Below are 18459 nucleotides of genomic sequence, written 5' to 3'. Positions count from 1 at the left end.
CTGTCAGGGGACGCGCCTCACTCCGGGGCGGCCGTGCGTGCGGCGCGCCGTCGTGCACGCGCGATGTCCACGAAGGCGTACAGCGACGCGGCCACGCCGATCAGCAGGGGCAGCAGCACGATAATGAGGCCGACCGCCTCACCCGGGCCGCCGCGGGCCCATGCCTGGACGATGCCGACGATGACGAACGGGAGGATGGCGGCGCACAGGACGAAGACCGCGATCGCCCACAGGAGTCGACGCAGCGGTGTCTTCGGAGGCTTCGACAGGCCGTAGCTGTACAGCGCGCCTGGTGCCATCGTCGGTCGTCCTCTCTCGTGCGGCCCGTCCCGAGTATCTCAGCGCGGCGCAGCTAGTATCGGACTAGTCCGGAAATGGATGCCGCGGGTCAGCGCCGACCCCGCTCACACGCAGGAGGCCATCATCTCGAACGACGAGCTCTCGCTGTGCATCGACATCGGCAAGTCGGGGTCGCGCGGGCGGATCGTCGGCCCCGGCCTCGACCTCGCGGAGGCCGGCCCGGGGCTGGAGCCCGAGACGGCTGCCCGGCCCGGCGCGGGCGAGCGGCTGCTGGACGTCATGCAGGCGCTCTGGCGTATGTCGCTCGCGGCCCCCGGCGGCGCCCGACTGGCGGCCGCCCGCGTGAGCACGATCGTGGTGGGCTCCACCTCCATCCCGCCCCCTGACGAGATCGCGGTCATGTTGGACGGAGCAGCCCGGTCGTGGCCGCAGGCGCGCGTCGCACTCGTCGAGGACGGCATCCTCGCCCACGCCGCTGCGCTCGGCGGCGCGGGGAACCACGTCAGCGTGGGAACCGGCGTCATCGGATGCGGGATGGATGCCTCGGGCACGTGGTTCCGCAAGGACGGCTGGGGGCCGGATCTCGGCGATCGGGGCAGTGCGGCGTGGCTCGGGCGAGAAGGCCTGACCGCCGCTCTCCGGGCGGCGGACGGCGCCGGGCCTCCGACAGTCCTGCAGGCCGCAGCGGCCGAGCACCTCTGCGGACTCGACCACGCCGCAGCGGCGCGACTGGCGGCGCGGGCCGACCGGGTGGCGGCGGTCGCGGCGTTCGCCCGCGCCGTCTGCGCTGCGGCGCCGGACGACGAGGTGGCCCGCGTGCTCGTGGCGTCGGCTGCCGACCAGGTCGCGGCGACGGCCGCAGCGCTCGCTGCCGCGACGGGCATCGACGCGGTCGCCGTCGGCGGGCGACTCGCCGGCGACCCGGCGTACCGGACCGCGCTGGATGCGGCGCTCGCCGCCGCGGGCGTCGAGCGGCTCGACGTCGACGTGCCGCCCTGGCAGGCGTCGACGGAGGTGCTGTTCGGGCCCGCCTATGCCGCCGCGGCCTCGGGCCTGCGCGAAGGGCCCGGATCGTGAGCCGGGAGCAGAACGTCGCGGTGGCCGACCTCGGTCTTCCCGCGCTGCGCTCGGACCGACCCAAAGGCGATCAGCTCCGCGAGATCCTGGAGGGCCTCGCAGACTCGCTCGGGCCGGGAGCGCTTCTCCCGTCCGACCGTGCGCTGGCCGAGCACTTCGGGGTGGCCCGGCAGACCGTGCGCGCCGAGGTCGGGCGACTCGTCGCGGACGGCGTGCTGGTGAACCGCCCTGCGCGCGGCACGTTCGCGGCGCCCGTCCCGCCGCGTCCGCTCGTGGTGGGGCGCTCCTTCTCGCACGACATGCGCGCGCGGGGGATGACCCCCGGCTCCGAGGTACTGGAGCTCGACATCCTCGCGGCGACCGGGCGCACCGCGGAGCTGCTGGAGGTCGAGGCGGGCACGAGCGCGATGCGGCTCGTGCGGCTTCGCACGGCCGACGGCGCGCCGATGGGCATCGAGCGCTCGTTCGTGTCGCTCGCCCGGTTCCCCGGGATCGAGCGGACCGACTTCGCCCGCGCATCGCTCTACGACACGCTGCAGGAGCGCTGGGGTGTGCGCACGCGCACGGTGTCGGCCACCGCGGGCGCCGTCGAGCCCGAGGCGGACGAGGCGCACAGGCTCGGCATCCCGCGCACGCAGCCGTGCCTGCTGATCCGCTCGGTGCAGCGCGACGGCGACGGCGGCGTGATCGAAGCCGGCCGTTCCATCTACCGCGGGGACCGCTACGACCTGGACGTCTCGTACACGCTCGCAAGGTAGGCGCGGCACTCGGTCATCATCCGGTGCGACGTCTCTTCGTCGAAGTACGAGGTCAGTGCCTCGTAGTGACCCTCCCGGTACGTGCGCCGGTCGGCGACGTAGCCCGCGTACGCGTCGGAGTACCCGATGACGCGCACGTCCTCGCGACCGGCCGCGATGGCCAGGCCGTACGACGCGCACATCTCGACCGGTACATGCATCCAGCATCGCGTGCCGACGGTGACGATCGAGACCGGCAGCTCGAGCTCGGCCGGAAGGTCCGCTTCGGCCAGCGCCTCGAGGCACCGCTCGCCCTCGTGCCCCGACGCCGCACCGCGGCCGATCCGGTCGTCGGCGCGGTGGATGTCGGCAGCGCGATCGCTGCGCACCGGAAGCCGCAGCGTCGTGCGATCGATGCGGACGGGCCGAGCCTCCAGCGGTGCGGCATCCGCGGTGAGCAGCTCGAGGATCCGGTCCGCGACCAGTCCTCCGAGGCGTGCCAGTTCCGCGTCGCCGCGCTCGCGGCGGTGGAAGCGCGTGGACGCGTCGCCCGCGCAGCCCTGCAGGAACACGACGGGGAGGCGACCGTCCCGACCGTCGCGCACCCGCCTCCGGGCGGCGCCCACCCAGTCCGCCGACCAGCGGGTGTTGTCAGGGCCGAGCACGGTCGGGTGGCAGGCGTAGTCGTAGACGAGTGCGATCGGCTGATGCGTGGCGGCATCCCGGATCTCGAGCAGACCGAGTGACGGATCGTGGGGTCCGTCGGGGCGGTGACGGTTGCCGCCGACGCCCGACACCGCAGCCGAGCGCCAGTGGAGCGTCGCCGGCCGGGCGTCGTCGCGCAGCCCGCGGACACCGCCGGCGATCGTCGCGGCGAGGTGGGCGAGCTCGTCGTCGTCGAACTGGTCGGCGAAGACGGGATGGATCGGCTCGTGCCACGCGCCGGGCCCGGCGTGCGTGTGCGACGCGACGACGACGACGCGCGAGGTGTCGATGCCGGTGGCCTCGCCGATCGCGGCGACGACGGCCTGTCTCGTCCGGGCGGTGACGGCGAGGGCGTCGATCGACACCCACAGCACGCCGTCGTCGGGCGCGGACCCCGAGGCGCCGGCGATCCAGATGAGGCCAGCTTCGAGGTGGTCGAGCCGCGCGTGCGCTGCGGCGGTGCGGTCGAGGTAGCCGCTGAGCCCGATCCCGGTGCGCGGTGTGACGACCACGGCGCGCGCGGCGGCGGAGTAGGTCGCGGTGCTCACGCGCCGACGTTGAGACTCTCGTAGATGTCGACGTCCACGCCGCGTCGGGCCAGCTCGTCGGCGACCTCGCACATGACCGCCTGCAGCAGCAGGGCGCCGACGGCCGTCGAGGTCGGACCGACCGGGTGGGGGCGGTGGGGCAGGATCGCGTCGCCCGGCACGCCGCAGTTGTCGATGACGATGTCGGCGACCTCGAAGAGCCTCTGGCCTCGGGGTTCGCGCGACGTCACCGATCCGCTGTGCGCGAGCGACGTGAGCGCGATGACCGACGCGCCGCGCTCGCGCGCGCCGCGCGCCATCTCGACGGGCACGGCGTTGCGACCCGAGTTCGAGATCACCAGCAGGCAGTCGCCGGTGCCCACGCCGCGGAGCGCGAGGAGCTCGTCGGCGAGACCGGGGAGCCGCTCCAGCCGTGAACTCTTCTCGAGTCCCTCGTGCAGCATGAGCGCCGGTTCGAGGATGGGGTGGACATCCACGAATCCACCGGCGCGGCCCCAGATCTCCTCGACGAGAGCGTGCGAGTGCCCACTGCCGAACGCCCAGAACCTGCGTCCCTGCGCCATCGTGTCCGCGATCACCGCGGCGGCCCGCCGCAATGCGCCGGCCTCGGATGTCGCCGCGCGGTGCGCGACCGCCAGTGCAGCGTCGAGGTAGTCCTGCGCCGTCACGTCTGCTCCTTCGATTCCGGACTAGTCCAGTCTAATGCGCGGCGCGCCGCTAGAAGTAGTCGGCGGCGCCGAAATGGCGGATGCCGTCCAGCCGCGGCCGCCGGGCGAGCGGGCGCGTCATCCCCGTGGCGTCAGGCGCCCAGGCCGCTCCCGGAGCGAAGGCGCGCAGTGCGGCGACGTCGGCGGCGCGCTCGGGGACCGCGATGTCGCAGCGGTCGACGCCGGCCGCGCACCAGTCTTCGCCCACGGCGCCGAGGAGGATTGCGCGCGCGTCCGGCCCCGCGGCATCGGCGACCGCGAGCTCGGCCACGACGCCGGTGGCACCCCGCGTGCCGGCGACCGCGTACCCCGACACCGCGCCGTCGTGGTGCAGGACATAGAGGCTCAAGCCGCTGAGGCGCACCTCGGCCATGGCCCAGTCGAGCGTCGACCGCTCGGGCGCCAGCACGATGCCCGTGCGCGACTGCTCGTAGGCGGCGTTCAGCGCCGCCGTCGCGCCGGCGGTCATCCTCGTGCGCGTGACGCCGTCGCCCGAGGAGGCACGGGCGCGCTGCCACGGACCGCCCGCCGCACGCCGCATCCGGAACGTCTCGAAGCCGCTCGACCGGTACACCTCCGGCGTGCCGGTGAACAGCAGTGCCCAGTCCGCGCCGCGACGCTGCGCGGAGCCGAGTGTCGCCGCCACGAGCCGTCGGGCGAGGCCGTGGCCGCGTGCGCGCTCGGCGACCGCGACGCTCCCGATCGCGTGCACGTCCGCGAGCGCGCCGTCGCTCTCGCGCAGCCGCTTCGGCAGCCCGTAGACCGAACCGACCACGCCGCTGCCGTCGACGGCGACGATCGTGTGGCTCAGCCGCTCGGGGTCGGCGAGCCACTGATCCGGAGACAGCGGCGGTGTGAACACCTGAGACCACAGCCCGGCGAGCGGCTGGGCGTCACGGTCCTCGGCGCCCCGCAGCATCGGCTCGGTCATCGCGGCGCCTCGCGGTCGCGTGCCGCACGCGCAGCGGCGAGGGCGTTGCCGTACACGGCCGCCGTGCGGGCCGCATCCACCGCCACGAAGCCGTCGGCGAGCCGCACCACGGCGTCCGCGGTGGCGTCGTAGCCGAGTCCGTCGAGATCGTCGGGGAGGACGAGTCCGCGGATGCCGTCGTCGGTCCACACGCGTACCGCGTAGCGGTCCGCGCCCGCAACGCCTGAGACCGTCGCCGTCACTGGCAGCTCACCGGCCCGCGCGTGCACGGTCGCCCGCAGCTCCGAGGACGTCGGCACATCGCCGATCACCCGTGCGGCCGACATCACGTCGACCGTTGCCCCGGGCACGAGCACGTCGAGCAGTTCCCACGCGTGGATGCCGATGTTCACGAGGGTCCCCCCGGCGCCGGCGGGATCGTCCTGCCAGCGCCGGTCGCCCTCCAGGAACGCGGCGATGTCGTGCTGCGCATGCACCTCGACCGCCCGCAGGCGGCGCCCGACGAGCGCGGCGGCGAACGCCTTCAGCGCGGGCGAGAACCGCAGCACCGACGAGGTGAACCGGGGCGCGGGCGGCAGGGACCGCCAGCGGTCCAGGCCGGCCTCGTCGGCGGCGATCGTCTTGTTGAAGAACGCCGGCACCCCGGCCCGCGCGCATGCCTCTGCGACGTCGGCTGCGCGCGGCGTCCGGGGCGTGGCGACGACGACATCGGGATGCCGGGCGAGCAGGTCGTCCAGCCGCGCGAACTCGGGCGCACCGAAGCGCGCGGCGAACTCGCGGCGCCGCCCGCCGTCGTCGGCGTCCCACACCCCGACCGCGAGGGCACCGCGGGCGCGCAGGTTCGCGGCGTCCACGAAGGGATGCGAATGCGCGACCCCGGCGTAGGCGACGCGCACGTCAGCCCATCACGGCGAGCCGGTCGCGGGTGATCCTGTGGCGCAGCGGTCGTCCCGCGGCGAAGGCCTCGACCTCGTCAGCGACGATGCGTCCCTGGTCCAGCCGGCCCTCGACGGTGCCCGCCGCGCGATGCGGCGTCAGCAGGACGTTCGGGAGGGCGCGCAGTGCACTGCCCGCCTCGAGGGGTTCGCTGTCGAACACATCGAGCGCCGCAGAGATGCGACGGCCGCGCAGCTCGGCCTCCAACGCCGCTCCGTCGACGAGCCATGAGCGCGCCGTGTTCACGAGGCCCGCGCCGTCGGGCATCAAGGCGAGCTCGCGCGCACCGATGAGGTGGTGGGTCTCGGGGACGGTCGGCGCGTGGAGCGCGACGATCCGGGCGCGCCGCAGCGCGTCGTCGAGGTCGGCCTTCTCGGCGCCGAGCCGCGCCGCCTCTGCGGACGTGACGGTGGGATCGACCAGCAGCACGCGGGCGCCGAGCGCATGGACCAGCTGCAGATAGGCGCGACCCGTGCGCGAGGCACCGATGACCGCGATCGGCGCGCCGAGGATCTGGTGCTGCGGGCCGACGGCGGGGTCGTACCATCCGCCGGTCGTGTGCAGCGCGTGGTCCATCTCGACGACCCGGTGCAGCAGGGCGAGCGTGAACGTGAGCGAGACCTCGGCCACGGGACGCGCCATCGCGAGCCCCGCCTGCGTCACTCCGATGCCGCGGTCGAAGAGCTCGTCGGTGACGAACGCCTTGACGCTGGCACCGGTGTGCGCGACGAGCCGGAGGCGCGGCATCCCGTCGAGCAGTCCGGCATCGAACGGAGGTGCGCCCCAGCTCGTGACGACGACCCTCGCCCCACGGAGGTCCTCGATGTCGGCGAGCGCATCGGCCCGGGCGAAGTCGCCGCCGAGGGCGCGCGCCGCGGCCCGCAGGCGCTCGACGTCGGCGGGCGTGAAGAACTCCGCCATCAGGTCCGCCCCGACGGCCGCGACCACGGTGGGAGAGGTCACCGCAGCCACTCGTCCAGGTGCTCGGCGATGAACGCGTCGTCGTTGAGCTCGGGGTACGCACGGCGCACGCGCGCGATCTCTTCCGCCTGACCCGGCGAGAGGCCCTCCGCGGGATCGAGGCACCAGATCCCCGCCATCAGACCCTGCTGTCGCAGCATCTCGTGGACACCGGCGATCACCCCGTGGAAGTCGTTGCCCGGGTCGAACACCGCCTGGTTGACGTCGACCATGTCGGAGGCGAGGCGTCCCAGCGCCAGGTAGGCATCGCGGTCGCCTCCGGCGGCCTGCCGTGCGAGGTCGAGAAGCGACACGGCCGCGCGTGTGCCGACCGCCCACTGACCGAGGAGTCCGCCCACGAAGCGCAGCGTGCGCGGGCCGTCCGGTGCGTCGACGTGGAACTCCGACAGCAGATCCGCGACGATCGCGTCGTCGTTGCCGGTGTACAGCGCGATCTCGTCGGCGCGACCGGATGCCGCCACCCCGCGCACCAGCTCCAGAGTGCGGTACCGGTCGAACGGCGCCGCCTTGACCGCCACGACCGAGGGGATCGACGCGAAGGCGCGCCAGAACTCGCGGTCGAGCACCGGCCCGCCGATCGCCGTCTGCAGATAGAACCCGACCACGGGGAGCACCTCGCCCACGGCGCCCGCCCGCTCCAGCAGTGCCCGGTCGTCGGCACCCGCGACCCGCGGGCTCACGAGCACGGCATCGTAGCCGAGCGACCGCGCGAGCTCGGCCTCGGCCACGGCTTGGACCGTTCCGCCGGCGACGCCCGCGATGCGGACGATGTCGGGGTCGCCGTGCGCGTCGAGCTCTTCGGCGGCCAGCGAGAGGACGGGCTCGAAGAGCGCGTGCTCGGCGTCGCGGATCTCGAACTGCGTGGTGTGGACGCCGACGGCCACCCCGCCGGCGCCCGCCGCGAGGTAGTAGCGGGTGAGGGCACGCTGGCGGCTCTCGTCGAGCCTGCGCTCGGCGGTGAGCGCGAGCGGATGCGCGGGGATCACGGCGCCTCGCGTCAGTGTGCGCGCGGCAGCGGGGCGCAGGGCCGGTACCGACGCCATCAGAACCTCCCGTCCCGCACGGCCCACTTCGTGGGCTTCGCCGACATCGGATGGCCTGCCTCGACCCATGCCGCCTGCAGCGCGATGAGCGTGTCAGCGGCCACGGACGGGTAGCCGAACAGCGCCATGCAGCGGCGTGAGTCATTGAGCAGCGCCGTCGGCTGCGGCTCGTCGATCAGGTCGACGTCTCGACCGAGCAGCTCGCCGAAGCGGCGTGCGACCGCGGCGACGCTGAGGATCTCGGGGCCGGTCAGGTTGACGGTGAAGACGTCGGACGACGCGTGCGCGATACTGCGCAGCACCACCTCGTTGGCATAGCCCTGCCATACGACGTTCACGGTTGCGGTGGCCACCGACACCGGCTGCCCCGCGTGCACGGCGCTCGCGATGTCTGCAAGGACCCCGTACCGCAGGTCGATCGCGTAGTTCAGGCGGATGATCGAGACCCGCGTGCCGCGCTCCTGGGCGCCGAACTCGAACACGCGTTCGCGGCCGAGGCAGGACTGCGCGTACTCGCCGATCGGCGCGGGCGCGACGTCCTCGGAGGCGCCGCCCGATGCCGCCGTCACGAACGGGTACACGTTGCCGGTCGACATGACGGCGATCGCGCTGTCGCGGTAGCGGCGTGCCACGCGGTCGGGGAGCGCCGCATTGACCTCCCACGCCCACGACGGCGCGGTGGATGCGCCGAACTTGGCGCCGACCATGAATACGACGTTCGGGGCATCGGGCAGTGCCGAGAAGTCGTCGTTCTCGATGAGGTCGAAGGACACCACCCTCACTCCGGCCGCCTCCAGGCGGTCGCGCACCGCGCCGTCGCCGAAGCGCGACACGGCGTGGACCTGGTCGGAGCCGCGGCCGGCGGCATCCATTCCGCGCCGCGCGAGCACGGCGAGCGTCGGCCCCATCTTGCCGCCGGCACCGAGGATCACGAGGTCCCCCGATCCCTGTGCGAGGTCGGCGACGAGCGCATCGCTCGGTGTGGTGAGCACGTCCTCGAGTTCTGCCTCGCCGGCGAATGCCTGAACCGTCACGTGGACGTCCTTTCTGTCGTACGGGGATGCCACGACCGAGGTCATCCCTTGATCCCGGTGCCCGTCACGCCCTCCTGCACGTACCGCTGGGCGATGAGGTACGCGAAGAAGATCGGCGCGAGCGCCACGACCGAGCCGGCGAGCATCGTGCTGAGCGGCACGTTCTGCTGCTGCAGCGACGAGATGCCGACGGTGAGGGTGAACATGGCGTTGGACTTGGCGATGATGAGCGGCCACAGGAAGTCGTTCCAGTGCCACAGGAAGACGAAGATTCCGAGCGTCGCGAGGATCGGCTTGCACAGCGGCAGCACGATCCGCAGGAAGATGCGGAACTCACCGGCGCCGTCGATGCGGGCCGCCTCGAACAGGTCGTCGGGCAGGCCCTGGATGAACTGCCGCATCAGGAAGACCGCCTGGGCGTTCGCGAGCGTGGGGAGGATGAGGCCCCAGTACGTGTCGACGCCGCCGATGCCCGCCATGAGGATGAACATCGGGATGAGCGTGACGTGGAACGGCACCATCACCATCGCCAGGAACGACCAGAAGATCACCTCCTTGCCGGCGAACCGCTTCTTGGCGAAGGCGTACCCCGCCAGCGCCGACAGGAAGAGCACCGCGACGACCGACACCAGCGAGTAGATGAGCGTGTTGCCGAGCCAGCCGAGGATGTTCTGCCCCGACAGCACCTGCTCGTACGAGTCGAATGAGATGTCCTGCCAGGGGATCAGCGAGCCGGGGAGCTCGACCACCTGGCCGGGCTTGAGGCTCAGCACCACCATCGCGTAGAAGGGGAAGAAGGCCAGCACGCCTGCGAGGCTGAGCCAGATCCACCGGATCACCACGCCCGCACGGCTGGGCTCGAGGGCTCGGAACGAGCGTCGGCGCGCGGGCGCCGGCGTCGGCCGCGACTCGCTGAGGGGCTGCGCCTGGGGCGGCGTCATCGTCGTCATTTCTGCCTTCCGATCACGAGGCGCTGGATGAGGGCGACCGCGAGTGTCATCACGAACAGTGCGACGCCGATGGCTGCGGCATAGCCGTAGTCGAAGTACTTGAAGCCCTGGTCGTACAGCATGTAGACGAGCGAGTAGCTGGCGTGCGCAGGGCCTCCCTGGGTCATCACGTAGATGACGTCGAAGACCTGGAATGCGGCCGTGGTCTCGATCACGGCGAGGAAGAACACCGTGGGCTTCAGGTACGGCAGGATGATCGACCGGAACCGCTGCCACGAGCCGGCGCCGTCCATGAGCGCGGCTTCTTCGAGCTCGCGCGGGATGTCCTGCATCGCGGCGATCATGATCATCATCCCGTAGCCGAACCGGGACCAGACGCCCACGATGACGATCGCGGGGATGACGAGCACCGTGCTGCCGAGCCAGGAGCCGCCGAGCCCGAGCGGAGCCATGAGCTTCGCCCAGGGCCCGTTGCCGGAGAAGATCCACACGAAGATCGATCCCGCCAGCACGAGCGACGTGATCACCGGGAGGAAGAAGATCGAGCGGAAGAACCGCGCCCCGCGGAAGGCCCGACGCACACCCAGCGCCATCGCCGTGGACAGCACGAGCGAGATCGGCACCGCGAGGATCGTATAGAGCACCGTGGTGCCCAGCGCCCGCCAGAACAGCGGATCCGCCACCATGCGCTGGAAGTTGGCCAGTCCCTCGAATGCCATCTCGCCGGAGATGTCGTACTCGAAGAAGCTGAGGGCCACGCCGGCGATGGTGGGGCCGAACCGGAAGGCGATGAACAGCAGGAACGCGGGCAGGACGAAGAGGAACGCCACGCGGGCCTCGCGCCGGGACAGCACCCGCGCGACCCTGCTCTTCGGGGGAGCGGTCGATGTCGTCGTCGTCATGTCAGTGCACCTCGGGTGATGGAGAGGGGGTGCGCGGCAGCGGTGCCGCGCACCCCCTCATCGTGCTACTTGTTCAGCAGGGGAGCCGCGGCGGCGGCGGCATCCTTGAGCGCGTCGGCGGGGCTCTTCTGGCCGAGCAGCGACGCCTGGATCTCGGGCGCCAGCACGCCCATCAGCGCCCGCGAGCTGGTGTCGAGCTCACCCACGGTCGTGTTGGGCACGTACTTCTCGACCTCGCCGAGCAGCGGGTCGTCCGCATAGAGCGGCTCGGTGTTGCTCAGTGCCGAGAAGAACCCGGATGCCAGCAGGTAGGGCTTGACCACCTCGGCGCTCGTCGCGTACTCGGCGAACTCCGCCGCCGCGTCCTGCACCTTGGAGGCCTTCAGCACCGACAGCGAACCGACCGTGCCGTACGCGACCGACTCCTTCTCGGTGAGCGGCGGAAGCACCTTCACGTTCTCGGCGCCCCAGAAGGGCTCAACCTCGGGCACGGCGTTGTTCCAGGTGCAGCCGACCTTGCCCTGGGCGACGGCCGTCTGCTCCAGCGGCACCGTCGTGGTGAGCGCCTCGGGATCGACTGCGCCGTCCTTCGCGAGGTCGGTGATGAACGACAGTGCCTCTTCGCCCTCGTCGCTGTCGAAGCCGACGTCGCCGTCCTTGGTGAAGACCTGCCCGCCTGCCTGCCACAGAAGGGGGTAGTAGGTCATGTTGAGCGTCATCTCGGGCGCGGCCGGATAGTTGAGGACGTACAGCCCCTTCTCGGTGAACTTCGGCGCGATCTCTCGCACGTCGTCCCACGTCTTCGGGTAATCGGTGACCCCGGCCTGCTCGAAGACCGCTGCGTTGCACAGCAGCGGGAGGGCGCTGGTGAGGATCGGCGCGCCCAGCAGGTCGCCGTCGATCGTCGCGGACTTCTTCACGTTGGGCAGCAGCTCGTCCTGACGGTCCTTGCTGAGCAGGTCGTTGAGGGGCTGGATCGACTTCTGGTAGGCCGCGAGCTGGTCGGGGATCAGGTACACGAGGTCCGGGCCCTTGCCGGCCGCGATGGCGGTCTGCAGCGCCTCGTCGCGGTTGGCCCACGGGAAGATCTCGTAGTCGACCGTGATGTCGTCGTGGTCCTTCTCGAACGCCGCGATGGTGTCGTCCCAGAACTGCTTGTGGGTCGCCTCGTCCGCGATGACGGGGTACAGCCAGACGGTGACCTTCTGCTCGCCCGAGGACTCCCCGCCGCCACCGCTCCCGGCGGAACAGCCCGCCAGGAGTGCGATTGCGGCGGCGCCTGCGGCGAGGGCCGTGAACTTGCTGACGCGCATGGTGCTCCTTTGCTAGAACCGTGCAGGGGGTTGTCGGCCATTATGACACTCGAGTGTGATATTCCGTCAAGCACCGAGTATGACGTTCTCGCAACGAATGTGTTACCTGCGGCGCATTCCGAGTGCCCGCACGTTCCCTATTTCGGGAATGAGCTGTGCTATTTTGTTGACACCCGACGGCGAGGACGACGAGAGGAGGGGCGATGACGATCCCGGTTCAGACATCGATCGCCGCCCGCGCTGCGCTGCAGCTTCGTGACGGCGGCCCTGCGACGGTCAATGAGCTGGCGGTGATGCTGGGCCTGTCGCGCACCTCCGTCGAGAACGCCGTCGCCGCTCTCGGCGAGGCCGGCGTGATCGTGGAGGCGCCCGCGGTCTTCGCCCGCGGCGCCGGTCGCCCCGCGCGCCGCTACGCGTTCGACGCGGACGCCGGCGCCGTCGTCGGCGTCGACATCGGGGCTGCCAGCGTGCGCGTGACGATCGCCGATCTCGGCGGACGCGTGCTCGCCCACCAGACCTTCCCCGGCGTCTCGGAGGAGCGGGACGGCGCGTCCAAGCTCGCCGCCGTGATCGCCGACCTGCGCCGGGCGCTCTCCGAAGCCGGTCTGCCGTTCTCGCGTGTGCGCGCGATCGGCGTCGCCCTTCCTGGCATCGTCGACGACGCCGGGCGGGTCACCGCGTCCGTCGTCATCCCCGACTGGTCGGGGATCGACATCGGCTCGCATCTGCGGCAGGCGTTCGGCTGCCCCGTCGCGGTCGACAACGGCGTCCGCCTGGCGGCCGTCGCCGAGCACCATCTGGGTGTGGCGCAGCTCGTCGACGACGTTCTGTACCTGTCGGTGGGCAATCGCATCGCGATGGGCCTGATCCTCGGCGGCGAGCCGCGGCGCGGCATCCACAACGCGGCCGGCGACATCGGCAGGCTCGCGTTCCGCGGGCTCGACACCGAGACGGGCCAGATCTCGTGGCGCACCGGACAGACCGCCGCTGACGTGTTCGAGCGGGCGCGGGCCGGAGATGAGGCCTCCGTCGCCGAGATCGACGCGTTCGTCACTGAGCTGGCGCACGGCATCGCGACACTCGTGCTGACCGTCGACCCCGCGATGATCGTGATCGGCGGCGGGCTCTCGGCCGCGCACGGGCAGTTGCTGGATCCGCTGCGCGAGCGACTGCAGCGCTTCATCGGACTGCCGTTCCAGGTGCCGATCGCCGAGGCGCGGCTGGGTGCCGAGGCCGCGGCGCACGGCGCGCTCGTGCACGCCTTCACGCGTCATTCGACCTCCGTGTACGGCATCGAGGGGCTTCCGATCCCCTCGGTGACGCCGCTCACCCCCGACGGATCGGCCACGCGGACCGATCCGCTTCTTCTCGAGGAGACCATGTGACCAGGTTGCGCGTCGGAATGATCGGCGCCGGCGGGATCTCGCACGTCCATGCGGACGCCTGGCGGGCGCTCGGCGCGGACGCATACGTGACATCGTTGCAGGGCGCCGAGGCTCTCGCCGAGGAGTACGGCTTCCAGGTCGTCGGCGACGTCGACGCTCTGCTGGAGCTCGTCGAGGTCGTCGACATCGTCACGCCCAGCAGCTCGCACGCGGCCCTCGCGCTGCGGGCCATCGCCGCGGGGCGCCACGTCATCTGCGAGAAGCCGCTCGCACCGACCGCAGAGGAGGCGATGCGCGTCGCCGACGCCGCGGCCGATGCGGACGTGCGCCTGTTCCCTGCGCATGTCGTGCGCTACTTCGGCGAGTACCTGCGGATCAAGGAGGCGATCGACGCGGGCCGACTCGGCGAGCTCGCCGTGCAGCGCTTCAGCAGGGCGGGGTCCGCACCCGCGGCACCGTGGTTCTTCCGTGAGAGCGCCGGGGGCGGCCTGATCCGCGACCTCATGATCCACGACATCGACCAGGCGGTGTGGTTCGCCGGGCCGGTGGCGTCCGTGTACGCCGTGCAGAACCCCCCGACCGTCGACGACATCGTCCCGGCTCCCGTCACCGCGCACGTCGTGCTCACGCACCGCAGCGGGGTCATCAGTCACCTGCACGCGAGCTGGGCCGCCCCGGGCATGCCGTTCCGCACCAGCGTGTCGGTGTCGGGGTCTGCCGGGCGCATGGCCTACGACAGCGCCGACGACCGCGTGAGCCGCACCGACGCCGTGCTGCCCGACGAGGTCACGGACTACCTGCCGCCGATGTCGCCGCTGGAGAGCCCGTACTACCTCGAGATCGCCGACTTCGTCGCGGCGCTCGCATCGGGGGATGAGGCGCGGGTGACGCCGGCCGAAGGCGTCGAGGCCGTCGCGATCGCCGAGGCCGCGTACGCGTCGATCGCGTCCGGTGCGCCCGTCGGTCTCGGCGCGATGGAGGTCGTCCGATGACCGCGGTGCGGCCGCTGCGCGTGGCGGTGCTCTCGTTCGCCCACACGCACGCCCTCAGTTACGTGCAGGCGCTCAAGGCTATGCCGGGCGTCGAGCTCATCGCCACCGATCCGGACGCCGCGAGCGCTCCCGACGCTGCGCCACGGGGCGCCGAGCTCGCCGCCGAACTCGGCGTCTCGTACGTCGACGGATACGACGAGGCGTTCGCCTGGGGTCCCGATGCCGTCCTCGTCGCGGCGGAGAATGCCCGGCACCGTGATCTCGTCGAGCGTGCTGCGGCCGCGGGTGCGCACGTGCTGTGCGAGAAGCCGCTTGCGACCACTGTCGAGGACGCCGAGGCGATGCGGGATGCCTGTGACCGGGCCGGCGTGATCCTCATGGTCGCCTACCCCGTGCGGTTCGCGCCGTCGTTCCGGGATGCCTCCGCCCAGCTGCGCAGCGGCCGCCTCGGCCGCGTGCTCGGCGTGACGGGCATCAACAACGGCAAGCTCCCGCAGGACCGCGCGTGGTTCACCGACCCTGCGCTCGCCGGCGGCGGGGCGCTCGTCGACCATGTGGTGCACTGCGCCGACCTGCTCGACGAACTCCTCGGTGAGCGCCCTCGGGCGGTGCGCGCCGTGTCGAACGGCGCGCTCTACGCAGATCGGGACCTGCCGGTCGAGACCGGCGGGCTCGTCACGCTGCAGTACCCGTCCGGCGTGATCGCGACGATCGACTGCTCGTGGAGCTGGCCGGTGTCCTCACCCACGTGGGGCGGCCTCACCCTCCAGGTCGTGGCGGAGCGCGGCACGGTGACTGTGAGCCCGTTCGCACAGGGCGTCGCCGGTCACGATGCGCGCGGCGAGACGTGGGACCCCGTCGGCGCAGACCTCGACGCCCTGCTGCTCGCCGAGTTCGTCGCGGCCGTGCGCGACGGGCGCCGGCCGCAGCCCGATGCCGGTGTCGGCATCCGCACGGTCGAGATCGTGAAGGCCGCCCAGGCCTCGGCGGCGAGCGGCGGCGACGTCGTCGTGCTGAGCTGACGGCGGGGCCCCGACATGCCGCACCCCACCGGGACCGACAGCTGGCGGACGCGCGCGCTCGCCGTGATGCCGGTCGGCTCCAGCACCAACTCGAAGGCGCCGACCCTGCTGCCCGAAGAACCCGAGGTCATCGTCCGCGGGAGCGGCGGGCGCGTGTTCGACGACCGCGGCCGCGAGTTCATCGACTTTCGCTGCGCGCTCGGGCCGATCACCCTCGGCTACGCGGATCCGAGAGTGGATGCCGCGATCCGCGCGCAGCTCGACGACGGCATCCTCTTCGGCCACCCGCATCCGCTCGAGACGACGACGGCGGAGCTGTTCTGCTCGATCGTCCCCGGCGCGGAGGCCGCCCGCTTCCTCAAGACGGGCGGTGAGGCGCTCGCCGCGGTGATCCGCATCGCGCGCGCGTACACGGGCCGCGACCGGGTGGTGCAGATCGGCTACAACGGGTGGCTGAACTCGCTCGCCGCGGGGGCCCGGGTGCTGCCCGGCTCGTCGACCGCATCCGTCCCCGGGGTGCCGGCCGCTCTCGCGCGGCTGCATCACGCCGTCGATTGGGACGATCGCGCCACCCTCGACGCGCTGTTCGCCGACCACGGAGCCGACATCGCCGTGATCCTCGTCGCCGCGGACTATCCGTCGATCCCCGAGGCGGCGGGCTTCTACGCCTACCTGCGCGAGCTGACCGACCGACACGGTGCCTTGCTCGCCTACGACGAGATGGTCACCGGGTTTCGGGTGGCGCTGGGCGGCATGGCTCAGGCGACTGGCGTCGTGCCCGACCTCGCGGTGTACGGCAAGGGGGTCGCCAACGGCATGCCGCTGTCGGTCTACGCCGGGCGCCGCGATGTGCTGGCGGTGCTCGACCGCGGCGAGGTCGTCGTCACCTCGACCTACGGCGGCGAGACGCTGTCGCTGGCCGCCGCGACGACGACCATGACGATCATGCGCGACGAGGACGTGCCCGGCAGGCTCCGGCAGCTGGGCGCCGCTCTGCAGGGCGGTCTCAACGACCTGTTCGCCCGCGAAGGTGTGGCGCTGCGGCTGGCCGGCCACCCCGCGTGCCCGCAGCTCGTCGGCGACGGGGCCGTGATCGAGCGGTTCCTGCGCGCCTCGTTCGCCGAAGGCGTGTCGTTCTACCGTGTCGTCTACGTGAACGCCGCCCACACCGATGACGACCTCGCTGAGGCGCTCCGCCGGGCGGGCCGCGCGTGCGAGGCGATCCGCCGATGACGGTCATCGACGCCCACACGCACCTGGACGCCGGCAGGTTCGACCCGCGCGTGTTCGAGCTCGGCGACCGGCTGGGCGTGGAGCAGTTCCTGTGCACCGACATCGGCGCGTTCGTGGCGCATCCCGCGATCGACGAGGTGCGTGAGATGAACCGCACGCTCGCCGGCGAGCTCCGGCGCCACCCCGAGCGGCTTCGCGGCTACTGCTACGTCAACCCGCGGTACGGCCGGGCGACGATGGACGACCTGCGCCGCAACGTCGAGGAGGAGGGGATGATCGGCATCAAGCTGTGGATCGCGACGCTCGCCGACGACCCGCTGTGCGACCCGATCCTGGAGTACGCCGCACAGCACCGGCTGATCGTGCTGGCGCACGCGTGGCGCAAGACCGTCGGTGGATTCCCTTATGAGTCGACGGCGGACCACATCGCGCGTGCAGCGGCACGGCATCCCGACGTCCGCTTCCTCATGGCGCACCTCGGCGGACAGCCGGAGTCCGCCGTCGACATGGTGCAGCCCCACCCGAACGTCATGGTCGACACGTCGGGCACGATCATCGGCGCGGGCGAGGTGGCGCTCGCCGTCGACCGCCTGGGCGCAGACCGCGTCGTCTTCGGCTCTGATCTGCATCACGTCGACCTGGTCGAGACCGTGGGCAAGGTCCTCGGGGCGGGCCTCGACGCCGAGGACGAACGACTCGTGTTCGGCGAGAACATCGAGCGCTGGCTCGCGGAGGTCGCCCGATGATCTCGCGCGCGCGTGCGCTGCTCGCCGGGTTCGGCGAGCTCGGCGCGATCGACACCACGTGCCATCTGGGGCAGTGGCCGTACCGGCTCGCGGCGTGGGCGGACGCCGACCGGCTGCGCGCCTACGCCCGCGGCCACGGACTGCAGGCACTCTGGGTGTCGCATCTCGCCACGCTCACGGGGTTCGACACGCGAACCGGCAACGAGGCGCTGCGCCGCGCGTGCGGCGAAGACCCGCTGTTCCGCCTCTTCGCGGTGGTCGACCCGGCCGCCCCCACGTGGCGCCGCGAGCTCTCATGGGCAGCGGATGCCGGATTCGCGGGCGTGAGGCTGGCACCGGGCGATCACGGCACGGCGCCCGCGGCGCTCGGGCCGGTGCTGCACGAGGCGGCCGAGCACGGCCTTCCGGTGCAGATCCTGTTCCGCCTCGATGACCCGCGGGTCCGGCATCCCCGATCTCCCGCGCGCGACCCGCAGATCCACGAGCTCGCGGACGTGGTGCGCGAGGCGCCTGCTCACCCGCTGGTGCTGAGCGGTCTCAACCGCCTGGATGCGCTCGAGCTGAGCCGGCATCTGGGTGATGAGGTGCCCGCGCACGTGCTGCTGGACCTGTGGCACGTGAACGGTCCGACCTTCGTGGGTGACACGTGGGGGAGTGAGCCGGAACGATGGGTCTTCGGCAGCGGCTTCCCGGTGCAGACGCCGGAGGCGACGATGCTGCAGATCGTGGCGGCGGAGCTCGACGAGGCGGCGCGGGCGCGCATCGTCCGGGGCAACGCCGCGGCGATCGTGCCATGACACCGCCCCCGCCCCGGGGACGGCCGGGCTTAGCCTGAGAGCATGCACCGGATCTTCTCGCTGCCGTTCGCCTCGCTGTACCCGCTGTACGTCACGAAGGTGGAGAAGAAGGGGCGCACA

At 72.0% G+C, this 18459-nt stretch carries 20 protein-coding genes; 9 read left to right on the top strand and 11 right to left on the bottom strand.

Annotation, left to right across the window (positions count from 1 at the left end):
- Positions 1-17: 17 nt before the first annotated feature.
- Complete coding sequence (locus tag FB391_RS17375) at positions 18-299, bottom strand: hypothetical protein (RefSeq protein WP_141896360.1); 282 nt, start codon at positions 297-299, stop codon at positions 18-20.
- Between the two features lie 79 nt (positions 300-378).
- Between FB391_RS17375 and FB391_RS17370 the strand changes: the two genes are divergently transcribed.
- Positions 379-1377 carry a BadF/BadG/BcrA/BcrD ATPase family protein gene (locus FB391_RS17370; protein ID WP_141896359.1) on the top strand — a complete coding sequence of 333 codons (999 nt, stop codon included), beginning with the start codon at positions 379-381 and terminating at the stop codon, positions 1375-1377.
- Positions 1374-2135, top strand: a complete 762-nt coding sequence (locus FB391_RS17365; RefSeq protein ID WP_141896358.1) for a GntR family transcriptional regulator — start codon at positions 1374-1376, stop codon at positions 2133-2135. Before FB391_RS17370 ends, FB391_RS17365 begins: the two co-directional genes overlap by 4 nt.
- On the opposite strand, the gene FB391_RS17360 is transcribed toward FB391_RS17365, so the two are convergent.
- The 10 genes from FB391_RS17360 to FB391_RS17315 form a co-directional block, all read right to left on the bottom strand.
- Positions 2099-3367 carry a neutral/alkaline non-lysosomal ceramidase N-terminal domain-containing protein gene (locus FB391_RS17360; RefSeq protein WP_185843155.1) on the bottom strand — a complete coding sequence of 423 codons (1269 nt, stop codon included), beginning with the start codon at positions 3365-3367 and terminating at the stop codon, positions 2099-2101. The two genes, FB391_RS17365 and FB391_RS17360, sit on opposite strands and share 37 nt — an antisense overlap.
- Positions 3364-4035, bottom strand: coding sequence for an SIS domain-containing protein (locus FB391_RS17355; protein ID WP_141896356.1), 672 nt, complete (start codon positions 4033-4035; stop codon positions 3364-3366). The genes FB391_RS17360 and FB391_RS17355 overlap by 4 nt, the downstream gene beginning before the upstream one ends.
- 49 nt (positions 4036-4084) lie before the next feature.
- Entirely contained in the window at positions 4085-5005 is a 921-nt protein-coding gene (locus FB391_RS17350; RefSeq protein WP_141896355.1) for a GNAT family N-acetyltransferase, read from the bottom strand.
- Positions 5002-5901, bottom strand: coding sequence for a Gfo/Idh/MocA family oxidoreductase (locus tag FB391_RS17345; protein ID WP_141896354.1), 900 nt, complete (start codon positions 5899-5901; stop codon positions 5002-5004). Before FB391_RS17345 ends, FB391_RS17350 begins: the two co-directional genes overlap by 4 nt.
- Position 5902: 1 nt before the next feature.
- Positions 5903-6904, bottom strand: coding sequence for a hydroxyacid dehydrogenase (locus FB391_RS17340; RefSeq protein WP_246093595.1), 1002 nt, complete (start codon positions 6902-6904; stop codon positions 5903-5905).
- Positions 6901-7965 carry a dihydrodipicolinate synthase family protein gene (locus FB391_RS17335; protein ID WP_141896353.1) on the bottom strand — a complete coding sequence of 355 codons (1065 nt, stop codon included), beginning with the start codon at positions 7963-7965 and terminating at the stop codon, positions 6901-6903. Before FB391_RS17335 ends, FB391_RS17340 begins: the two co-directional genes overlap by 4 nt.
- Positions 7965-8999 carry an NAD-dependent epimerase/dehydratase family protein gene (locus tag FB391_RS17330; protein WP_141896352.1) on the bottom strand — a complete coding sequence of 345 codons (1035 nt, stop codon included), beginning with the start codon at positions 8997-8999 and terminating at the stop codon, positions 7965-7967. Before FB391_RS17330 ends, FB391_RS17335 begins: the two co-directional genes overlap by 1 nt.
- A 41-nt stretch (positions 9000-9040) precedes the next feature.
- Positions 9041-9949, bottom strand: coding sequence for a carbohydrate ABC transporter permease (locus FB391_RS17325; protein WP_141896351.1), 909 nt, complete (start codon positions 9947-9949; stop codon positions 9041-9043).
- The gene (locus FB391_RS17320) at positions 9946-10851 is read right to left on the bottom strand and encodes a carbohydrate ABC transporter permease (protein ID WP_141896350.1); all 906 of its coding nucleotides are present in this window, start codon (positions 10849-10851) and stop codon (positions 9946-9948) included. Before FB391_RS17320 ends, FB391_RS17325 begins: the two co-directional genes overlap by 4 nt.
- Positions 10852-10916: 65 nt before the next feature.
- Complete coding sequence (locus FB391_RS17315) at positions 10917-12164, bottom strand: ABC transporter substrate-binding protein (RefSeq protein WP_141896349.1); 1248 nt, start codon at positions 12162-12164, stop codon at positions 10917-10919.
- A 203-nt stretch (positions 12165-12367) separates the two neighbouring features.
- On the opposite strand from FB391_RS17315, the gene FB391_RS17310 reads away from it, so the two are divergent.
- The 7 genes from FB391_RS17310 to FB391_RS17280 all read left to right on the top strand — a co-directional run.
- Positions 12368-13549 carry an ROK family transcriptional regulator gene (locus tag FB391_RS17310; RefSeq protein ID WP_141893690.1) on the top strand — a complete coding sequence of 394 codons (1182 nt, stop codon included), beginning with the start codon at positions 12368-12370 and terminating at the stop codon, positions 13547-13549.
- Positions 13546-14541, top strand: a complete 996-nt coding sequence (locus tag FB391_RS17305; RefSeq protein ID WP_141893691.1) for a Gfo/Idh/MocA family protein — start codon at positions 13546-13548, stop codon at positions 14539-14541. Before FB391_RS17310 ends, FB391_RS17305 begins: the two co-directional genes overlap by 4 nt.
- Positions 14538-15563, top strand: a complete 1026-nt coding sequence (locus FB391_RS17300; protein WP_141893692.1) for a Gfo/Idh/MocA family protein — start codon at positions 14538-14540, stop codon at positions 15561-15563. The genes FB391_RS17305 and FB391_RS17300 overlap by 4 nt, the downstream gene beginning before the upstream one ends.
- A gap of 15 nt (positions 15564-15578) precedes the next feature.
- Positions 15579-16796, top strand: a complete 1218-nt coding sequence (locus tag FB391_RS17295; RefSeq protein ID WP_141893693.1) for an aminotransferase class III-fold pyridoxal phosphate-dependent enzyme — start codon at positions 15579-15581, stop codon at positions 16794-16796.
- Positions 16793-17542 carry an amidohydrolase family protein gene (locus FB391_RS17290; protein WP_141893694.1) on the top strand — a complete coding sequence of 250 codons (750 nt, stop codon included), beginning with the start codon at positions 16793-16795 and terminating at the stop codon, positions 17540-17542. The genes FB391_RS17295 and FB391_RS17290 overlap by 4 nt, the downstream gene beginning before the upstream one ends.
- The gene (locus FB391_RS17285) at positions 17539-18339 is read left to right on the top strand and encodes an amidohydrolase family protein (RefSeq protein WP_141893695.1); all 801 of its coding nucleotides are present in this window, start codon (positions 17539-17541) and stop codon (positions 18337-18339) included. The genes FB391_RS17290 and FB391_RS17285 overlap by 4 nt, the downstream gene beginning before the upstream one ends.
- A gap of 42 nt (positions 18340-18381) precedes the next feature.
- Positions 18382-18459, top strand: a 78-nt coding sequence (locus tag FB391_RS17280; protein WP_141896544.1) for a DUF2200 family protein, incomplete at its 3' end; no start/stop codon positions are given.

The sequence above is a fragment of the Microbacterium kyungheense genome (assembly GCF_006783905.1).
Lineage (GTDB): Bacteria > Actinomycetota > Actinomycetes > Actinomycetales > Microbacteriaceae > Microbacterium > Microbacterium kyungheense.
The sequence above is the reverse complement of the archived record's forward strand: the minus strand, read 5'-3'. Positions and strand labels throughout refer to the sequence as shown.